Below are 15,611 nucleotides of genomic sequence, written 5' to 3'. Positions count from 1 at the left end.
CTTAGTTCGACTCGTTGCTGTTCGCGGGGGCCGCAGCCTTTGCGCCGCCCTTGGCAACCCCGACCAGCGCCGGGCGCAGCACGCGCTCGCCGATGGTGTAGCCGGCCTGCATGACCTGCACGACGGTGCCGGCGGGCACCGAGGCATCCGGCACCTCGTACATCGCCTGATGGAAGTTCGGATCGAACTTCTGGCCTTGCGGGTCGAGTTTCTTCACGCCGTGCTTTTCCAACGCGCTGTGCAGCGAGCGCTCGGTCAGCTCGACGCCTTCGATCAGCGAGGCAAGGCCGGGGTCGGCCGCGGCCCGTGCGTCCGCCGGAACGGCATCGAGCGCACGCTGGAGATTGTCGGCGATGTCGAGCACGTCGCGGGCAAAGCCGGTGACACCGTAGAGCTTGGCGTCAGCGACCTCCTTGGCGGTGCGCTTGCGTAAGTTCTCCATCTCGGCCAGCGTCCGCAGCATGCGATCGCGCGCCTCGGCGGCTTCCTTCTGCAGCAGCTCGACCGAGCCGGGCTCGGGATCGTCGGGCATGATGTAGGGCTTTGACACCACGGGCTCGCCGGTCGGCGGGGTCGTGTCTTCGGGCTGCCGGTCTCGATCGGTCATCGGCTCTCTTCTCGAACTCGTCTGGTCTTAAGGTGATCTGGGATTGTTGGCCCGGATATCGTGCCTAAGCGCGCGAAAATCAAGCGCCCGTGATCGGCTCAAACGCCGGTCAGCCCCCCAAAAGGCGGCTGACGATGCGGGCGGCGTAGTCCACGGTCGGGATGACGCGGGCATAATTCAGCCGGGTCGGCCCGATCACGCCCAAAACACCGACGATATGGCCGGCGGCATCCCGATAGGGCGAGATGATGGTGGAGGAGCCGGACAAGGAAAACAGCTTGTTCTCCGAGCCAATGAAGATGCGCACGCCCTCCGCGGTCTCCGCGCGCCCCAACAGGTCGATGACGCCGCGCTTGGTCTCGAGATCCTCGAACAACAGGCGAACGCGCTCCAGATCCTCAAGCGCATGCAGATCTTCGAGCAGATTGGCATGGCCGCGGACGATGAGCTGGCGGTCCTCGCTCTCGCCGCCGGACCAGCTCGCAATCCCGGCCGAAATCACCTTCTGCGTCAGCTGATCGAGCTCGGCACGGGCCTCCCCGAGCGCAGTTTCGAGCTCGAGCCGCGCCTCGGCCAGCGTCCGGCCGCGGATCCGCGCATTGAGGAAATTTCCGGCCTCGGTGATCGCCGAGGAGGGAACTCCAGGGGGCAGCGACAGCACGCGGTTTTCGACCTGCCCGTCCTCGCCAACCAAGATCACCAGCGCCTTTTCAGGTTCCAGGCGGACGAATTCGATGTGTTTCAGCCGCGCATTGGACTTTGGCGTCAGCACCACGGCGGCGGCACGCGTGAGGCCAGAGAGCCGCGTCAGCGCCTGGTCCAGCGCGGCCTCGACCGATTGCGCGTGGCCGACGGTGGCAAGCTGGCTCTGGATCGACTGCCGTTCGGCTTCGGTGAGGTCGCCGACCTGCATCAGGGCGTCGACGAAAAAGCGCAGGCCGAGTTCCGTCGGCAAGCGGCCGGCCGAGGTGTGCGGCGCGTAGATCAGGCCGAGCTGTTCCAGATCGGCCATGACGTTGCGGACCGAGGCCGGCGACAGCGGCATGGCGATCAGCCGCGAAATATTGCGCGAGCCCACGGGTTCACCCGTCGTGAGATAGCTTTCGACAATTTGACGAAAGATGTCGCGAGAACGCTCGTTGAGCTGGGCGAGGCCTGCGCGCGGCGCGATCAGATGGATCGGATCATGATGGGCCAGGGACGTTAACTCCTGTCAGACGCTCGTAATTTGTCCATCCCGGAGGGTTCTGACAAGCGTGGCGTTTGCGGGGTGGAGAACCGGGCGGAAAACCGGGGGTGAAAAACCCTTGTTCTCCCCACTCACCCCCCCTACAAGCACCGCGAATAGCCCTTTTCCGAGAGTTTTGGAGGATTTCCCATGCGGCCAAGTCGCCGTGCGCCCGACGAATTGCGCCCCGTGACGCTTGAGCGTGGCGTGGTCAAATATGCGGAAGGCTCCTGCCTGGTGAAATTCGGCGACACCCATGTGCTTGTTACCGCCACGCTGGAAGACCGCCTGCCGCCGTGGCTGAAGGGCCAGGGCCGCGGCTGGGTCACCGCTGAATACGGCATGCTGCCGCGCGCGACCTCCGAACGCACCCGCCGCGAGGCTTCCGCCGGAAAACAAAGCGGCCGCACCGTCGAGATCCAGCGCCTGATCGGCCGCAGCTTGCGCACCATCGTCGATCTCGAAGCGCTGGGTGAGCGCCAGATCACGGTCGATTGCGACGTGCTTCAGGCCGACGGCGGCACCCGCACCGCCTCGATCACCGGCGCCTGGGTCGCGCTCGCCGATTGCCTCAATTGGATGAAGGCGCGGAACATGATCAAGGCCAAGGTGCTGCGCGACAACGTCGCCGCGATCTCCTGCGGCATCTACAACGGCACGCCCGTGCTCGACCTCGATTATGCCGAAGATTCGGAAGCCCAGACCGACGCCAATTTCGTCATGACGGGCGATGGCCGCATCATCGAGGTGCAGGGCACCGCCGAACGCGAGCCCTTCACGCAGGATGAGTTCCTCGCGCTGATGGCGCTGGCCCAGAAGGGTATCGCGCGTCTGGTGGACTTGCAGAAACTCGCTGTCGCGTAGTCAATAGACCCATGCACCGCCGAATCACCGGAAAGCTCGTCATCGCCACCCACAATCCCGGCAAGCTCGCCGAGATGAAGGAGCTTTTGGCGCCTTACGGCATCGAGGCGGTGTCGGCCGGTGAGCTCGGCCTCGCCGAACCCGATGAGACCGGCAACGACTTCCGCAGCAACGCTGCGATCAAGGCGATCGCCGCAGCGCAGGCGACCAGGCTTCCGTCCTTCGCCGATGATTCCGGCATCGTCGTCGACGCGCTCGATGGTGCGCCCGGAATTTACAGCGCGCGCTGGGCCGGACCGAGCAAGGATTTCACCGCAGCAATGACGCGGATCGAGCGTCTGTTGCAGGAACGTGGCGCTACGACGCCGGACAAGCGGACCGCGCATTTCGTCTCCGCGCTCTGCGTCGCCTGGCCCGACGATCATCTCGAAGAGGTCGAGGCGCGCGTCGACGGCACGCTGGTCTGGCCGCCGCGCGGGACTGCCGGCTTCGGCTACGATCCGATGTTTTTGCCTGACGGTCACGACCGTACCTTCGGCGAGATGACCAGCATCGAGAAGCACGGCCTGCCACCGCTCGGCCTCGGCCTGTCGCATCGCGCCCGCGCCTTCGTGAAACTGGCGGAGATCTGCCTTGAGCCACGCTAAGGAAGCCTTTGGCGTCTACGTGCACTGGCCGTTCTGCCTGTCGAAGTGCCCGTATTGCGACTTCAACAGCCACGTCCGCCACGCGGCGATCGACGAGGCACGGTTTGCTTCAGCCTTCGCGCGCGAAATCGAAACGACCGCGCAGCGCTCGCCCGGCCGCGAAGTCACCTCGATCTTCCTCGGTGGCGGCACGCCGTCGCTGATGCAGCCCGCAACCGTCGGCGCTGTGCTCGAAGCGATCGGCAAGCACTGGACGGTTGCAGGCGACGTCGAAATCACGCTGGAAGCCAACCCCACCAGCGTCGAAGCCACGCGCTTTGCCGGCTATCGCGCCGCCGGCGTCAACCGTGTGTCGCTTGGCGTGCAGGCGCTCGACGATGCTTCGCTGAAGGCGCTCGGCCGGATGCACAGCGCGCGCGAGGCGCTCGATGCGGTCGCGATCGCGCGCCGTTCATTCGATCGCTATTCGTTCGATCTGATTTACGCCCGCCCCGACCAGACGCCGGCGATGTGGGCCGATGAGCTGCGTCTTGCGATCGACGAAGCCGCCGAGCATCTGTCGCTCTATCAATTGACCATCGAGGAAGGCACGCCGTTCTTCGGCCTGCACCAGGCCGGCAAATTGAAGACGCCGGACGAAGCCGTCGCGCGCGCGCTCTACGACATCACGCAGGAAACCTGCGACAAGCTCGGCCTGCCCGCCTACGAGATTTCCAACCACGCGCGGCCCGGTGCCGAGTGCCGGCACAATCTGGTCTATTGGCGCGGCGATGAATATGCCGGCATTGGTCCGGGCGCGCATGGCCGGCTCGACATCGACGGCGTGCGCCATGCTACCGCCACCGAGAAGCGCCCCGAGGCCTGGCTGATGCGGGTCGAGACCAACGGCCACGGAAACGTCACCGACGATCTCCTCAACAGCGAAGAACGCGCCGACGAATTTTTGCTGATGGGGTTGCGTTTGGCGGAGGGCATCGATCCCGAGCGTTACAGAGCTCTCTCCGGCCGCCCGCTCGATCCCAAGCGCATCGCGCTGTTGCGTGAAGAGGGCGCGATCACGGTCGATGCGACGGGCCGCCTGCGCGTGACAAGCAGCGGATTCCCGGTGCTGGATGCGGTGGTCGCGGATCTCGCGGCATAGTTCTTCGCCTCGCCCCGCTTGCGGGGAGAGGCCGGAATGCGCGCGAAGCGCGGATTCCGGGTGAGGGGGACTCTCCGCGAGTCTAACTCTCGCCGTCCCCGCGGAGAGTCCCCCTCTCCCCGCAAGCGGGGCGAGGGAGTCCACCTCGCTACGCCCCAAAACTCTTCGGCGAGCCCGCGACCGCAACACCGCCGCCGGTCGTCACCTTCATCACCGCAAGCCCGCGCTCGTTGGTGCCATCCGCGCGGAAGCGGAACAGGCCGTCGATGCCGGCGAAGCCGGAGGGATTGGTGAGCACGTCGGGCGAGAAGCGTGTCGGGCCCTGCGTGCGCGCCAGCGCGGCGACGAGGGCGACGGCGTCATAGGCGAGCGTTGCGGTGCGGATCGGATCGGCGCCATACTTGGTGCGATAGCGGCCGGAGAACGCGCGGAAGCCGGCCGGATCGGGCGCGGCGTAGAGACCGCCTTGCAGATTCTGGCTGGCATAGACGCGCGGGCTGTCCCACAGGCCGGTGCCGAGCAGCTGGATGTTGCGCAGGTTCGCGCCCGCCGCCGTCATCGCATCGGCCACCGCAACCACGGCATCGCCGTCATCGGCAATGAACAACGCATCCGCGCCGCCGAGCTGCTGCGCCACGGTGCGCGCAGGCGTGGCGCGATCGGCGCCGTATTTCTCGAACGCGACGATGCGTCCGCCACGCCGCGGCACCGCCGCCTTCACCGCGGCTTCGACGACATTGCCATAGGCGTTATCAGGCACGAGCACGGCGACGGAGCGCTTTCCGATACTGGCGGAATATTCGACGATGCGATTGACGTCGGACTCCGGCAGGAAAGAGAGCAGATAGACGCCGCGGCCGGCGATGCTGGAATCGGTCGAGAACGCAATCACCGAGATGCTGCGCGTACGCGCGACCTGCGCCACCGCAGGCACCGATTGCGCGAACAGCGGCCCCAGAATGATCTCGGCGCCTTCGTCGACCGCCTGCTGTGCGCCCGCTTGCGCGCCTTGCGGGCTGCCGTTGTCGTCCTTGATCAGGAGCTGGATGTTGGGATTCTGGAACTCGGCCAGCGCCATCTCTGCGGCGTTGCGCATCGACTGCGCAGCGAGGCCGGCGTTGCCCGAGGCCGAGAGCGGCAAGATCACGGCGACCTTGACCCCGCCGGTGCCGGCGGTCGTGGCCTGCTGCGGGGGACCTGCCGGCTGGGCCGGGGACGGGGAGGAGCTGCTGAACGGATTGGAGAACTGGCTGAGGCTCTGCTGCACGCCGGCGCAGGCCGACAACAGGGGCGTGCCGAGCAGCAGGCCGAGCGCGCTCCGCCGGGTCGCCCCCGATATCAGGGGCCCCTGAACGGGGGACTCCTCCGAAGAGGCAGATCTGGGATCACGCGGGCCCGGCATAGCAGCTTCTCTTCTGACCGGCGGTCGCCAGCCGGTCACACAACACTCTTTGCCCACGACACAAGCCGCGGATTCAGGCATATTGCCGGCAAATAGTTAACTAAAACAAAAGGATAATAACCGCTTAACGCGGTCTCCCCTCAAATCCTGGCTAGCTGTCCACCGTCCGTCACAAAGCATCAAGGCGGCGTTTCCGCCGCGAATATGGCGCTGACGCTTCATTCCCTCTGGAATGTGATGCCGCATGGATCACTTTCCAGTCCTCCTCACCCCTTACCCAGGCATGATCTTTTTCCAGGGGCTGGTTCCCAGCCCCTGGGATCATGCCTAAGTTCGATTCATTATGCGCGCAAAGCCGGCCCCGATAAATACACCTGAAGCTACGGATCCCGCCTCGCGCGGTTTCTCCATCGACGCCCATCGGCTCACCGCGCCGAAGGCGGCGCCGGGGCTGCATTTGGTCGCGACCCCCATCGGCAATCTCGGCGACATCACGCTGCGGGCGCTCCAAACGCTAGCCGGGGTCGATGTCATCGCCTGCGAGGACACCCGCATCACGCGGCGCCTGACCGAACGCTACGACATCTCTGCGCAGCTCAAGCAATATCACGAGCACAATGCCGAGGCCGCCCGGCCAAAGATCCTGGAGGCGCTTGCGGCAGGCGGCTCGGTCGCGCTGGTGTCGGACGCTGGCACGCCCCTGATCTCCGATCCCGGCTTCAAGCTGGTGCGCGAGGTCTGCGCCGCCGGCCACGCGGTCTACGCGTTGCCCGGCCCGTCCTCGGTGCTGGCGGCCTTGTCGGTCGCGGCGCTCCCGACCGACCGCTTCTTCTTCGAAGGCTTTTTGCCGTCAAAATCCGCCGCGCGAAAATCGCGCCTCACCGAGCTCGCGCGCATCGACGCGACGCTGGTGATGTTCGACTCCGGCAACCGGGTGCAGGATACGCTCGCCGAGCTCGCCGAGATCATGGGCACGCGCGAGGCCGCAATCTGCCGTGAGCTGACTAAGCTGCACGAGGAGATTTCACGCGCGACACTGAACGAGCTGGCGCGCGACGCCGATGCACTGGAAACGCGCGGCGAGTTCGTGCTGGTGATCGCTCCGCCGGCGGCCGACGCCGAGGTGCTGACATCGGATGCACTGGACGATCTGCTGCGTGAGCAGCTTGCCGCGCACAGCGTCAAGGATGCCGTCGCGCATGCGGTTGCGTTGTCGGGCCGGCCGCGCCGCGAGGTCTATGCCCGCGCGCTCGAACTCGCCAAGGACTTAAGGGGCGGCGATGGCGAAGACTGAGGGCGCGGAACCGAAGATAGCCTCGCCCGAGCGCGTCGCCGCGTTCCGCACCGGCATCTCGGCCGAAAGCCGCGCCGCGGCGTATCTGATGGCCAAGGGCTATCGCATCCTCGCCAAACGCTACCGCACCCCGCATGGCGAGATCGACCTCGTCGCGCGCCGGCGCAATTTGATCGCCTTCGTCGAGGTCAAGGCCCGCGCCAGCCTCGATGATGCCGCCTATGCCGTGACGCCGCGCCAGCAGCAGCGCATCATCAATGCTGCGCAAGGCTGGCTCGTAGCGCATCCCGAGCATGCCGAATTCGAGTTGCGATTCGACGCCATGCTGATTGCGCCGCGCTCACTTCCGCGCCATGTGTTGGCGGCATTCGACGCCTCGACCTGAAAGGCAGACCATGAAACTAAACGTCGCCGTCCAGATGGACCCCATCGCCCGCATCAACATCAAAGGCGATTCCACCTTTGCGCTGCTCCTGGAGGCGCAGAAGCGCGGCCATGGACTGTCTTATTACACGCCCGACAAGCTCTCGATGGTCGGCGAGGAAATCGTCGCGCCTGTCCAGCTGCTGACCGTGCGCGACGAGCCCGGCAATCACTTCACCCTCGGCGAGCCCAGGCGCGAGGCGCTGAACGGCTTTGACGTGGTGCTGCTGCGCCAGGATCCGCCGTTCGACCTCGCCTACATCACCTCGACGCATCTGCTCGAGCGCATTCACCCGAAGACGCTGGTGGTCAACGATCCGGCCTCGGTGCGCAATGCGCCGGAAAAGCTGTTCGTGATGAATTTTCCGCAGCTGATGCCGCCGACGCTGATCTCGCGCGACCTCGACGAGATCAACGCGTTTCGCGACAAGCACGGCGCCGTCGTGATGAAACCGCTGCACGGCCATGGCGGCGCCGCGGTGTTCCGCGTGATGCCGCAGGACATGAATTTCGGCTCGCTGTTCGACATGTTCTCGGTGACGTTCAAGGAAGCCTGGGTGATCCAGCAGTTCATTCCCGAGGTGAAGCTCGGCGACAAGCGCATCATCCTGGTCAATGGCGAGTTCGCCGGCGCGGTCAACCGCGTGCCGGCCGCGGACGATCTCCGCTCCAACATGGTGCGCGGCGGCGCGGCCAAGGAGACCGAGCTCACCCCGCGCGAGCGCGAGATCTGCGCCACCGTCGGCCCGGCGCTGCGCGAGCGCGGCCTGCTGTTCGTCGGCATCGACGTCATCAACGGCAACCTCACCGAGATCAACGTGACCTCGCCGACGGGCATCCGCGCGATTGCAAAGCTCGGCGGCCCTGATGTTGCTGCGAAGGTCTGGGACGCGATCGAGCAGAAGCGGGCGAAGTAGGGCTCGTTTTTCGTAGCCCGGATTCTCAATCCATCACCGTCACCCTGAAGTGGCCGCTTCTTCAGCGGCCCTCGAAGGGCGACGGCCGAACTGTTGCTGCGTGTTGCTGCATCCCGGCCGCTCATCCTTCGAGGCTCCGGCGCGACGCTTTGCATCGCGCCACTCGCACCTCAGGATGACGGGTCATGAGTATCGGCGTGGCGCACCGCAGTAGCGCAGTGATTACGAGCCTCGCCCCCCACTAACCACCCATTCACTATGACGCCGTGCGCGTCATTCGAATGCACGAGCCACCTTGCGTGATTCTACGGAGCCACTGGCCGACCGGATAACGCGACGTTCACCATCTGCCCAGAACACGCATCATCACTGGCCATCACACTCGGCCTCGCAACACCCCTTATACTTTTACTGGCCTACTCATCGACATGGGGAACCCGCCACGTGCGGTTCGAGTACCCCGCGTAAGAGTAGAAGCGTATGAACACCGCACGCATTATCGTTCTCGTCATCGCGCTCGGCGCCGGCGGCGTCGCTGCGTATCTGGCGAGCGGCTACCAGAACGCACCCTTGCCCGCCGTCCTCCCCGTCGCCGAGAAGCTGCCGACGGTCGAGGTTCTGGTCGCGAAGAACGACATCCAGCTCGGTCAGGCCGTGAAGCCCGACGATCTGCAATGGCAGTCCTGGCCGGCTGCGACCGCCAGCAGCGCCTTCATCCGCCGCGACAACAGGCCTGAAGCGCAGACCCAGATCGCCGGTTCGATCGCGCGCGTGCCGTTGATGCAGGGCGAACCGATCCGCGAGCAGAAGCTGGTCAGGGCCGAGGGCTCCGGCTTCATGGCCGCGATCCTGCCCGCAGGCATGCGCGCCGTTTCCACCGAGATTTCAGCCGAGACCGCCGCCGGCGGCTTCATCCTGCCGAACGACCGTGTCGACATCGTCCTGACCCGCCGCCTGAAGAACCCCGATGGCGCGAACAACAATGGTCCGACCGGCGGCAACGACCTCATCATTTCCGAGGTCATCCTGACCAACATCCGCGTGCTCGCGATCGATCAGGCGCCGAAGGAAAAAGACGGCCAGAACGCCGTGGTCGGCAAGACCGTCACGCTCGAGCTCAAGCCGGACCAGATCGCGACCCTCGCGGCCTCGCGCCAGGGCGGCACGCTCCAGCTTGCGCTGCGAAGCCTCGTCGACGCCAACGCACTCGACGGTTCGGTCGATGACCAGGCGATCAAGCGTCCCGCCGGCGGGGTCAACGTGATCCGCTACGGGGTGCAGGCACGGCAACTGACGTCACAGAAGTGATGGGGACAGCATGAACTACGGGGATGATCGGACGGGCATGCGCATTCGGGGGAAGCGCGCGCGCTCGTTCTGGACGGGGACAATGCTGATGCTGGGGCTGCTTGCAGCGCCTCGCATGGTCAGCGCTGCAGATGCGCCGGTCGGCGACCAGGCGCCGATGCAGGCGCCGGATCTCGGCATCTCGTCGGTCGGATCGATCGCGTCGGCGAAGACGCGTTTTCTCTCGCTTGGCGTGGGCAAATCCGTCGTCATCGACCTGCCGCGCGAGGTCAAGGACGTGCTGGTGGCCGATCCCAAGATCGCCAACGCGGTGATCCGCTCGGCCCAGCGCGCCTATATCATCGGCGGCCAGGTCGGCCAAACCAACGTCGTGTTCTTCTCTGCCGACGGCCAGCAGGTCGCCGCCTACGACATCGCGGTGAAGCGCGACCTCAACGGCATGCGGGCCGCGCTGCGCTCGTCACTGCCGGGTGTGCAGATCGAAGGCGTCGGCGACAGCGTGATGCTGACCGGCTCGGTGTCGAGCCCGGTCGAGGCCCAGCAGGCCGGCGACGTCGCCGCAAAGCTCGTCGGCGGCTCCGACAAGGTCGTCAACAACATCGTCGTGCGCGGCCGCGACCAGGTGATGCTCAAGGTCGTCGTCGGCGAAGTCCGCCGCGACATCGTCAAGCAGCTCGGCGTCGATCTCAGCGCCAGCCTGAACGCCGGCACCGCAGTGGTGAATTTCAACAATTCCAACCCGTTCTCGGTCAGCGGCGGACCGCTGGTCAGCGGCAACGGGCTTGGCGTCACCGGCCTCGCCAAGGGCGTGGCCACCGTCAACGCCACGATGCGCGCGATGGAAACCGCCGGCGTGATGCGCACGCTGGCCGAACCGAGCCTGACGGCAATCTCGGGCGAATCCGCGACCTTCATCGCGGGCGGCGAATTCCCGATTCCCGCAGGCTATTCCTGCGATCCGGTCACGCATGTCTGTACCACCCAGATCACCTACAAGAAATTCGGCATCTCGCTGAACTTCACGCCGGTCGTGCTCAGCGAAGGCCGGATCAGCCTGCGGGTGATGACGGAAGTCTCCGAGCTGTCGAACCAGAACGCCATCACGGTGACGCAGGCGCTGTCCTCGTCCTCGACGAGCTCCATCACCATCCCGTCGGTCCAGACCCGCCGCGCCGAGACCACGCTGGAGATTCCCTCGGGCGGCTCGATGGCGATGGCCGGCCTGATCCAGCAGCAGACCAAGCAGGCGGTCAACGGCCTGCCCGGTGTCGACCAGGTGCCGATCCTCGGCGCGCTGTTCCGCAGCCAGGACTTCGTCAACAACGAGACCGAGCTGATGGTGATCGTGACGCCCTATGTGGTGCGCGCGGTCGCCCAGAAGGAATTGTCGCGGCCCGACGACGGCTTCGCGCCGGCCTCGGACGCGCAGACGGCGCTGCTCGGCCGCATGAACCGTCTCTATGGCATCGCCCGCCGCGCCGATCCGATCAGCGGCTCGCCCGGCGATTTCGGCTTCATCATCGACTGAGGCCGACGGTTTGGGGACCGGGGCAGGACATAGGGCAAGGCATGGGGCAAGAGGGGATCACGCGATGACGAAGACGACAGGCGATCGACGTCGCAACTTAAGCGTGGCGCTGGCGCTGACGGGCCTCTCCGTCATGCTGGGCGCGTGCAACACCACCGGCGAGATCGTCACCCAGACGGTGCCGACCGACTATCGCCAGCGTCATCCGATTGCGGTGCAGGACGCCAAGAAGTCGATCGTGATCTTCGTCGGCAAGGCGCGCGGCGGCCTCTCGTCCGCGCAGCACGCTGACGTCGAGGGCATCGCCCGGGACTGGGCGCGCGAAGGCACCGGCTCCGTCGTCGTCGACGTGCCCGTCGACACCGCGAATTCGCGCGCCGCGTCCGCAACCTATCAGGACATCCGTTCCGTGCTTGCCGCCGGCGGCGTGCCGTCGCGTGCGATCGTGCGGCACCCCTACCGTCCCGAGGATCCCGCCCTGCTGCCGACCATCCGCCTCAGCTACTCGCGGATCGCCGCGGTCGCGGGCCCCTGCGGGCTTTGGCCGGAAGACGTCGGTCCGTCGATCCTCGACCCCGGCTACAACGAGAACCGGCCGTACTTCAATCTCGGCTGCGCCACCCAGCGCAATCTCGCGGCGATGATCGACAATCCCGCCGACCTTGAGCAGCCGCGTGCGGAAACACCGGTCTATACCGCGCGGCGCGACATCGCCTTCGACCGCTATCGCAAGGGCACGCCGATCTCCACGCCCAATCCCGACGCCGACAAGGCCAAACTCAGCGAAACAGGCAAATGACAGGCGACAACGACGAGGAAGCGGACGACCCGCGGCACCCCGAGGAACACATTGCGCCGGTTCCTCGCATCTCCGTGCAGGCGTTTTGCGAGACCGAGCAGACGCTCGCCGCGGTGACCGCGGCCGGGCAGGATCGCCGTCTCGCCAAGGCACATCTCACCGCCAGGAGCGGCGGCCTTGCCGCGGCCATCGAAGTCTATGACACGATGCCGACGCCAAACGTGATCGTGATCGAATCCGACGGCACGCGCGACATCCTCGAGGGCCTCGACGATCTCGCCGGCGTCTGCGATCCCGGCACCCGCGTGGTGGTGATCGGCAATCCCAACGACACCGCGCCCTATCGCGAGCTGGTCCGCCGCGGCGTCAACGACTACGTGGTCGGACCGGTCGAAACCCTCGACGTGGTCCGCTCGATCTGCAGTCTGTTCTCGGCTTCTGAGACCATCATCACCGGCCGCGTCATCGCGGTGGTCGGCGCCAAGGGCGGCGTCGGCGCATCCACTGTCGCGCACAATTTGGCCTGGACCATTGCGCGCGACCTCGCGCTCGATTCCGTCGTGATCGATCTCGACCTCGCCTTCGGCACCGCGGGCCTCGACTACAACCAGGATCCCGCTCAGGGCATCGCCAATGCAGTGCTGTCGCAGGACCGCCCGGATACGGCGCTGATGGAGCGCCTGCTCTCCAAATGCACCGAGCGCCTCAGCCTGCTTGCTGCACCTGCCACCCTTGACCGCGTCTACGATTTCGGCGCCGAAGCCTTTGATGCGATCTTCGACACGCTGCGCATGACCACACCCTGCATCGTGCTCGACGTGCCCCACCAATGGTCGGGCTGGACGCGCCGCGCGCTGGTCAATGCCGACGACATCGTGATCGTGGCCGAGCCCGATCTCGCGAACCTGCGCAACACCAAGAACATGCTGACCGTGCTCAAGACAGCGCGGCCGAACGACCGACCGCCACTGTACTGCATCAACCAAGTCGGCATGCACAAGCGGGCTGAAATCGACGTCAAGTCGTTCGCCAAGACCATGGAGAGCCAGGCGCTCGCGGTGATCCCGTTCGACTCAAAACTGTTCTCGACCGCGGCCAATAACGGCCAGATGATCGCGGAGGTCTCCAGGAGCCACCGCACCACCGAGCTGTTCCAGAACATGGCGAACCGCCTCGCCGGGCGCGGCGAGGTGAAGAAGCCGAAGCGCTCGTTGCTTGGACCGCTCCTGAAGAAGCTGAAGGGCCGGGCGGGTCGTCCATCCGCCCCGCATCGCAAGGCGTCGTAACCACAACAAAACGAGGAAGGCGGACTATTTGTCCGCCCGCTGCTGCTGCTTCTTCGTCAGCAGCTGGCGCAGCGCTGTGACCTTGGCCGCGGCCTGATCCGGCGGCAGATCGCCCTTCACGATGGTCTCGGCCTCGGCCTGCTTGCCTTGCAGCCCCACCACCAGCGCAAGATTGCCGCGCACGCGGGAATCGTTGGGATTGCGCTCATAGGCGCGGCGCATCGTTTCCTCGGCCCGCGGCAGATTGTTCTGGAGCACGTAGGACAGGCCGAGATTGGACAGGACCTGCGGCTCATCCGGCACGATCTTCAGCGCCGAGGCGTAATATTGCTGCGCATCCTCGTTGCGGCCGAGCTGGTCGAGCGCCGCGCCCTGCGCCGACAAGATGCGCCAATCGGGATCCTCAGGCGTATGCGCGCGGCTCAGCACATCGAAAGCCTGCTGGAAATTGCCGTTGTCGGCGAGCGCGCGGCCGTAGCCGGCGAGCAACGTCTTGTTGCTGGGATGGGCGAGCACGGCCTGCTCCATCACCGCGACTGCCTGGCCGCGCTGGCCGGTCTCGCGCAACGCCTTGCCGTATTCGAGCGCGATGTTGGGATCGCTCGGCTTGGCGCGGTAGCGCTCGCGTAAACCGTCCATGTCGGGCCTGCTGTCAGCCTTAACAGCGGTTTCCGATTTGCCGCCGAGCGCGCCCGTCACATCGTCGAGGCTCACGGTCTGGCAGCCGCCGAGGACGAGCACCAGGAGCGCGGGAAACAGGAATCTCGCCGCGGGAGAGGCGAGGGACGAACGCTTGGACATACTCTGATCACCCGGCAACTGATCAGGGATGCTTACCGATTAACGCTAAAGTCCCGTTAAGGACGCGGACGCTCAGGATCTATTGTTTGAGCATAATCTTACCGGAAAACCGCTTCACACTTTTCCGGATTATGCTCGTTCAATCGGTGAATTCAGCACCGAATTCGCAGCCGATGCGCCAGCGCAGGCGGCATTGGCGGGAATAGTCGGGCGCGAAGATGATGGTGAACTGCGGCGGCACTTCCAGAAACTCCGCCACGACCTTCACGCCGCCATCCGAGATATCCGTGATCGTGCAATCCCGCGGCAGCGAGCCCGCGCCAAAATGAATCTTGGCAAGCCGGGTGCACATCCGACGTTCGCTCTTCCGGCGATTTGCAAGCATTTGAATTGTTCACCCGTTAGACCACGGCCCATCCCGCACCCTAGGAGTAGCGAACATTCGTTGGGATGTGCTGAGGAGAGCCGCTCGCATTCGAGGCGTAGTGTTTGCTCCCTGTTTACGACTGGTTAGGGCTTGCACGGCCCCTCGGATCGTTCCTGTATTGTTCTTGCGGCTTGGCCCGCGTTCTGCTACCCCTAATTGTACGACAGGGCAGGCTGGTTCGGGCATGGTTCAACGGGTTTCTACCGTCGCCTTTGAGGGGATCGAGGCCCGCGCGGTCGACGTGCAGGTGCAGGTCGCGCCTGGCCTGCCGGCCTTTGCCATCGTAGGTCTCCCGGACAAGGCGGTGTCGGAGGCGCGCGAGCGCGTCCGCTCGGCGCTGATTGCCTCGGGCCTCGCGCTGCCGGCGCGGCGGATCATCGTCAATCTGGCACCCGCCGATCTGCCCAAGGAGGGCAGCCATTACGACCTGCCGATCGCGCTCGGACTGATGGCGGCGATCGGCGCTATACCGCCGGATGCGCTGACCGGTTTTACGGTGCTTGGCGAGCTCGGCCTCGACGGCTCGATCGCGCCGGTCGCGGGCGTTCTGCCTGCCGCGATCGGTGCCAATGTGCGCGAGGAAGGATTGATCTGTCCGGCGTCCTGCGGCTCGGAGGCGGCATGGGCGAGCCCTGACATCCAGATCATCGCCGCACACTCGCTGATCCAGATCGCCAACCACTTCAAGGGCACGCAAGTGCTGTCGCGGCCGACGCCGAAAGTGCATGAAGCCACGGCCTCGCTGCTCGACCTGCGCGACATCAAAGGCCAGGAAAGCGCCAAGCGCGCGCTCGAGATTGCCGCGGCCGGCGGACATCATCTCTTGATGATCGGTGCTCCCGGCGCCGGCAAGTCGATGCTGGCGGCGCGCCTGCCCTCGATCCTGCCGCCGCTGTCGCCGGGCGAATTGCTCGGCATTAGGTAGCAAACTCACCTTAG

The 15,611-nt window shown here is 65.6% G+C and carries 15 protein-coding genes and 1 pseudogene; 11 read left to right on the top strand and 5 right to left on the bottom strand.

Annotated features, from left to right (window positions below; all coding sequences use genetic code 11):
* Position 1: 1 nt before the first annotated feature.
* Together grpE and hrcA are read right to left on the bottom strand one after the other, a co-directional pair.
* Complete coding sequence (gene grpE / locus B5V03_RS11610) at positions 2 to 607, bottom strand: nucleotide exchange factor GrpE (protein WP_129270238.1); 606 nt, start codon at positions 605 to 607, stop codon at positions 2 to 4.
* A 109-nt stretch (positions 608 to 716) separates the two neighbouring features.
* Entirely contained in the window at positions 717 to 1,805 is a 1,089-nt protein-coding gene (hrcA, locus tag B5V03_RS11605) for a heat-inducible transcriptional repressor HrcA (protein ID WP_129270236.1), read from the bottom strand.
* 180 nt (positions 1,806 to 1,985) lie between these two features.
* On the opposite strand from hrcA, the gene rph reads away from it, so the two are divergent.
* The 3 genes from rph to hemW are packed head-to-tail and all read left to right on the top strand — an operon-like array spanning position 1,986 to position 4,487.
* Positions 1,986 to 2,699, top strand: coding sequence for a ribonuclease PH (rph, locus tag B5V03_RS11600; RefSeq protein WP_129270234.1), 714 nt, complete (start codon positions 1,986 to 1,988; stop codon positions 2,697 to 2,699).
* Between the two features lie 11 nt (positions 2,700 to 2,710).
* The gene (gene rdgB / locus B5V03_RS11595; RefSeq protein WP_129270232.1) at positions 2,711 to 3,346 is read left to right on the top strand and encodes an RdgB/HAM1 family non-canonical purine NTP pyrophosphatase; all 636 of its coding nucleotides are present in this window, start codon (positions 2,711 to 2,713) and stop codon (positions 3,344 to 3,346) included.
* Positions 3,333 to 4,487 carry a radical SAM family heme chaperone HemW gene (gene hemW / locus B5V03_RS11590; protein ID WP_129270230.1) on the top strand — a complete coding sequence of 385 codons (1,155 nt, stop codon included), beginning with the start codon at positions 3,333 to 3,335 and terminating at the stop codon, positions 4,485 to 4,487. The genes rdgB and hemW overlap by 14 nt, the downstream gene beginning before the upstream one ends.
* A 148-nt stretch (positions 4,488 to 4,635) precedes the next feature.
* Here the strand turns inward: hemW and B5V03_RS11585 are convergent, their stop codons facing one another.
* Positions 4,636 to 5,889 (bottom strand): penicillin-binding protein activator, encoded by a 1,254-nt coding sequence (locus B5V03_RS11585; protein WP_245502196.1) that lies wholly within the window; start codon positions 5,887 to 5,889, stop codon positions 4,636 to 4,638.
* Between the two features lie 343 nt (positions 5,890 to 6,232).
* Between B5V03_RS11585 and rsmI the strand changes: the two genes are divergently transcribed.
* From rsmI to B5V03_RS11550, 7 genes are all read left to right on the top strand, one after another.
* Positions 6,233 to 7,183 (top strand): 16S rRNA (cytidine(1402)-2'-O)-methyltransferase, encoded by a 951-nt coding sequence (gene rsmI, locus B5V03_RS11580; RefSeq protein ID WP_129270228.1) that lies wholly within the window; start codon positions 6,233 to 6,235, stop codon positions 7,181 to 7,183.
* Positions 7,170 to 7,568 (top strand): YraN family protein, encoded by a 399-nt coding sequence (locus B5V03_RS11575; protein ID WP_129270226.1) that lies wholly within the window; start codon positions 7,170 to 7,172, stop codon positions 7,566 to 7,568. Before rsmI ends, B5V03_RS11575 begins: the two co-directional genes overlap by 14 nt.
* A gap of 10 nt (positions 7,569 to 7,578) precedes the next feature.
* Complete coding sequence (gene gshB / locus B5V03_RS11570; RefSeq protein WP_129270224.1) at positions 7,579 to 8,523, top strand: glutathione synthase; 945 nt, start codon at positions 7,579 to 7,581, stop codon at positions 8,521 to 8,523.
* Between the two features lie 480 nt (positions 8,524 to 9,003).
* Positions 9,004 to 9,831 carry a Flp pilus assembly protein CpaB gene (gene cpaB / locus B5V03_RS11565; RefSeq protein ID WP_129270222.1) on the top strand — a complete coding sequence of 276 codons (828 nt, stop codon included), beginning with the start codon at positions 9,004 to 9,006 and terminating at the stop codon, positions 9,829 to 9,831.
* Positions 9,832 to 9,841: 10 nt separating this feature from the next.
* On the top strand, positions 9,842 to 11,359 hold the full coding sequence (locus B5V03_RS11560; RefSeq protein ID WP_129270220.1) for a type II and III secretion system protein family protein: 1,518 nt from the start codon (positions 9,842 to 9,844) through the stop codon (positions 11,357 to 11,359).
* A gap of 64 nt (positions 11,360 to 11,423) precedes the next feature.
* A complete protein-coding gene (locus B5V03_RS11555; protein WP_129270218.1) occupies positions 11,424 to 12,158 on the top strand; it encodes a CpaD family pilus assembly protein in 735 nt (244 codons plus the stop codon).
* Entirely contained in the window at positions 12,155 to 13,444 is a 1,290-nt protein-coding gene (locus tag B5V03_RS11550; protein WP_129270216.1) for an AAA family ATPase, read from the top strand. Before B5V03_RS11555 ends, B5V03_RS11550 begins: the two co-directional genes overlap by 4 nt.
* Before the next feature lie 24 nt (positions 13,445 to 13,468).
* On the opposite strand, the gene B5V03_RS11545 is transcribed toward B5V03_RS11550, so the two are convergent.
* Both B5V03_RS11545 and B5V03_RS11540 read right to left on the bottom strand, forming a co-directional pair.
* Entirely contained in the window at positions 13,469 to 14,245 is a 777-nt protein-coding gene (locus B5V03_RS11545) for a tetratricopeptide repeat protein (RefSeq protein ID WP_129270214.1), read from the bottom strand.
* Positions 14,246 to 14,384: 139 nt separating this feature from the next.
* Positions 14,385 to 14,630, bottom strand: a complete 246-nt coding sequence (locus B5V03_RS11540) for a PilZ domain-containing protein (protein ID WP_129270212.1) — start codon at positions 14,628 to 14,630, stop codon at positions 14,385 to 14,387.
* Between the two features lie 226 nt (positions 14,631 to 14,856).
* Here B5V03_RS11540 and B5V03_RS11535 point away from each other — a divergent pair.
* Positions 14,857 to 15,591 (top strand): annotated as a pseudogene (locus B5V03_RS11535) (magnesium chelatase domain-containing protein); the annotation flags it as partial.
* Between the last annotated feature and the right edge of the window lie 20 nt (positions 15,592 to 15,611).

This window comes from Bradyrhizobium betae (assembly GCF_004123905.1).
Classification (GTDB): Bacteria; Pseudomonadota; Alphaproteobacteria; order Rhizobiales; family Xanthobacteraceae; genus Bradyrhizobium; species Bradyrhizobium betae_A.
The sequence above is the reverse complement of the archived record's forward strand: the minus strand, read 5'-3'. Positions and strand labels throughout refer to the sequence as shown.

Excerpts from the sequence above, each read along its gene's own strand:
- grpE (WP_129270238.1), bottom strand. The coding sequence starts at position 607 with ATGACCGATCGAGACCGGCAGCCCGAAGACACGACCCCGCCGACCGGC.
- rph (WP_129270234.1), top strand. The coding sequence starts at position 1,986 with ATGCGGCCAAGTCGCCGTGCGCCCGACGAATTGCGCCCCGTGACGCTT.
- rdgB (WP_129270232.1), top strand. The coding sequence starts at position 2,711 with ATGCACCGCCGAATCACCGGAAAGCTCGTCATCGCCACCCACAATCCC.
- B5V03_RS11585 (WP_245502196.1), bottom strand. The coding sequence starts at position 5,889 with ATGCCGGGCCCGCGTGATCCCAGATCTGCCTCTTCGGAGGAGTCCCCC.
- rsmI (WP_129270228.1), top strand. The coding sequence starts at position 6,233 with ATGCGCGCAAAGCCGGCCCCGATAAATACACCTGAAGCTACGGATCCC.
- B5V03_RS11575 (WP_129270226.1), top strand. The coding sequence starts at position 7,170 with ATGGCGAAGACTGAGGGCGCGGAACCGAAGATAGCCTCGCCCGAGCGC.
- gshB (WP_129270224.1), top strand. The coding sequence starts at position 7,579 with ATGAAACTAAACGTCGCCGTCCAGATGGACCCCATCGCCCGCATCAAC.
- cpaB (WP_129270222.1), top strand. The coding sequence starts at position 9,004 with ATGAACACCGCACGCATTATCGTTCTCGTCATCGCGCTCGGCGCCGGC.
- B5V03_RS11560 (WP_129270220.1), top strand. The coding sequence starts at position 9,842 with ATGAACTACGGGGATGATCGGACGGGCATGCGCATTCGGGGGAAGCGC.
- B5V03_RS11555 (WP_129270218.1), top strand. The coding sequence starts at position 11,424 with ATGACGAAGACGACAGGCGATCGACGTCGCAACTTAAGCGTGGCGCTG.
- B5V03_RS11550 (WP_129270216.1), top strand. The coding sequence starts at position 12,155 with ATGACAGGCGACAACGACGAGGAAGCGGACGACCCGCGGCACCCCGAG.
- B5V03_RS11545 (WP_129270214.1), bottom strand. The coding sequence starts at position 14,245 with ATGTCCAAGCGTTCGTCCCTCGCCTCTCCCGCGGCGAGATTCCTGTTT.
- B5V03_RS11540 (WP_129270212.1), bottom strand. The coding sequence starts at position 14,630 with ATGCTTGCAAATCGCCGGAAGAGCGAACGTCGGATGTGCACCCGGCTT.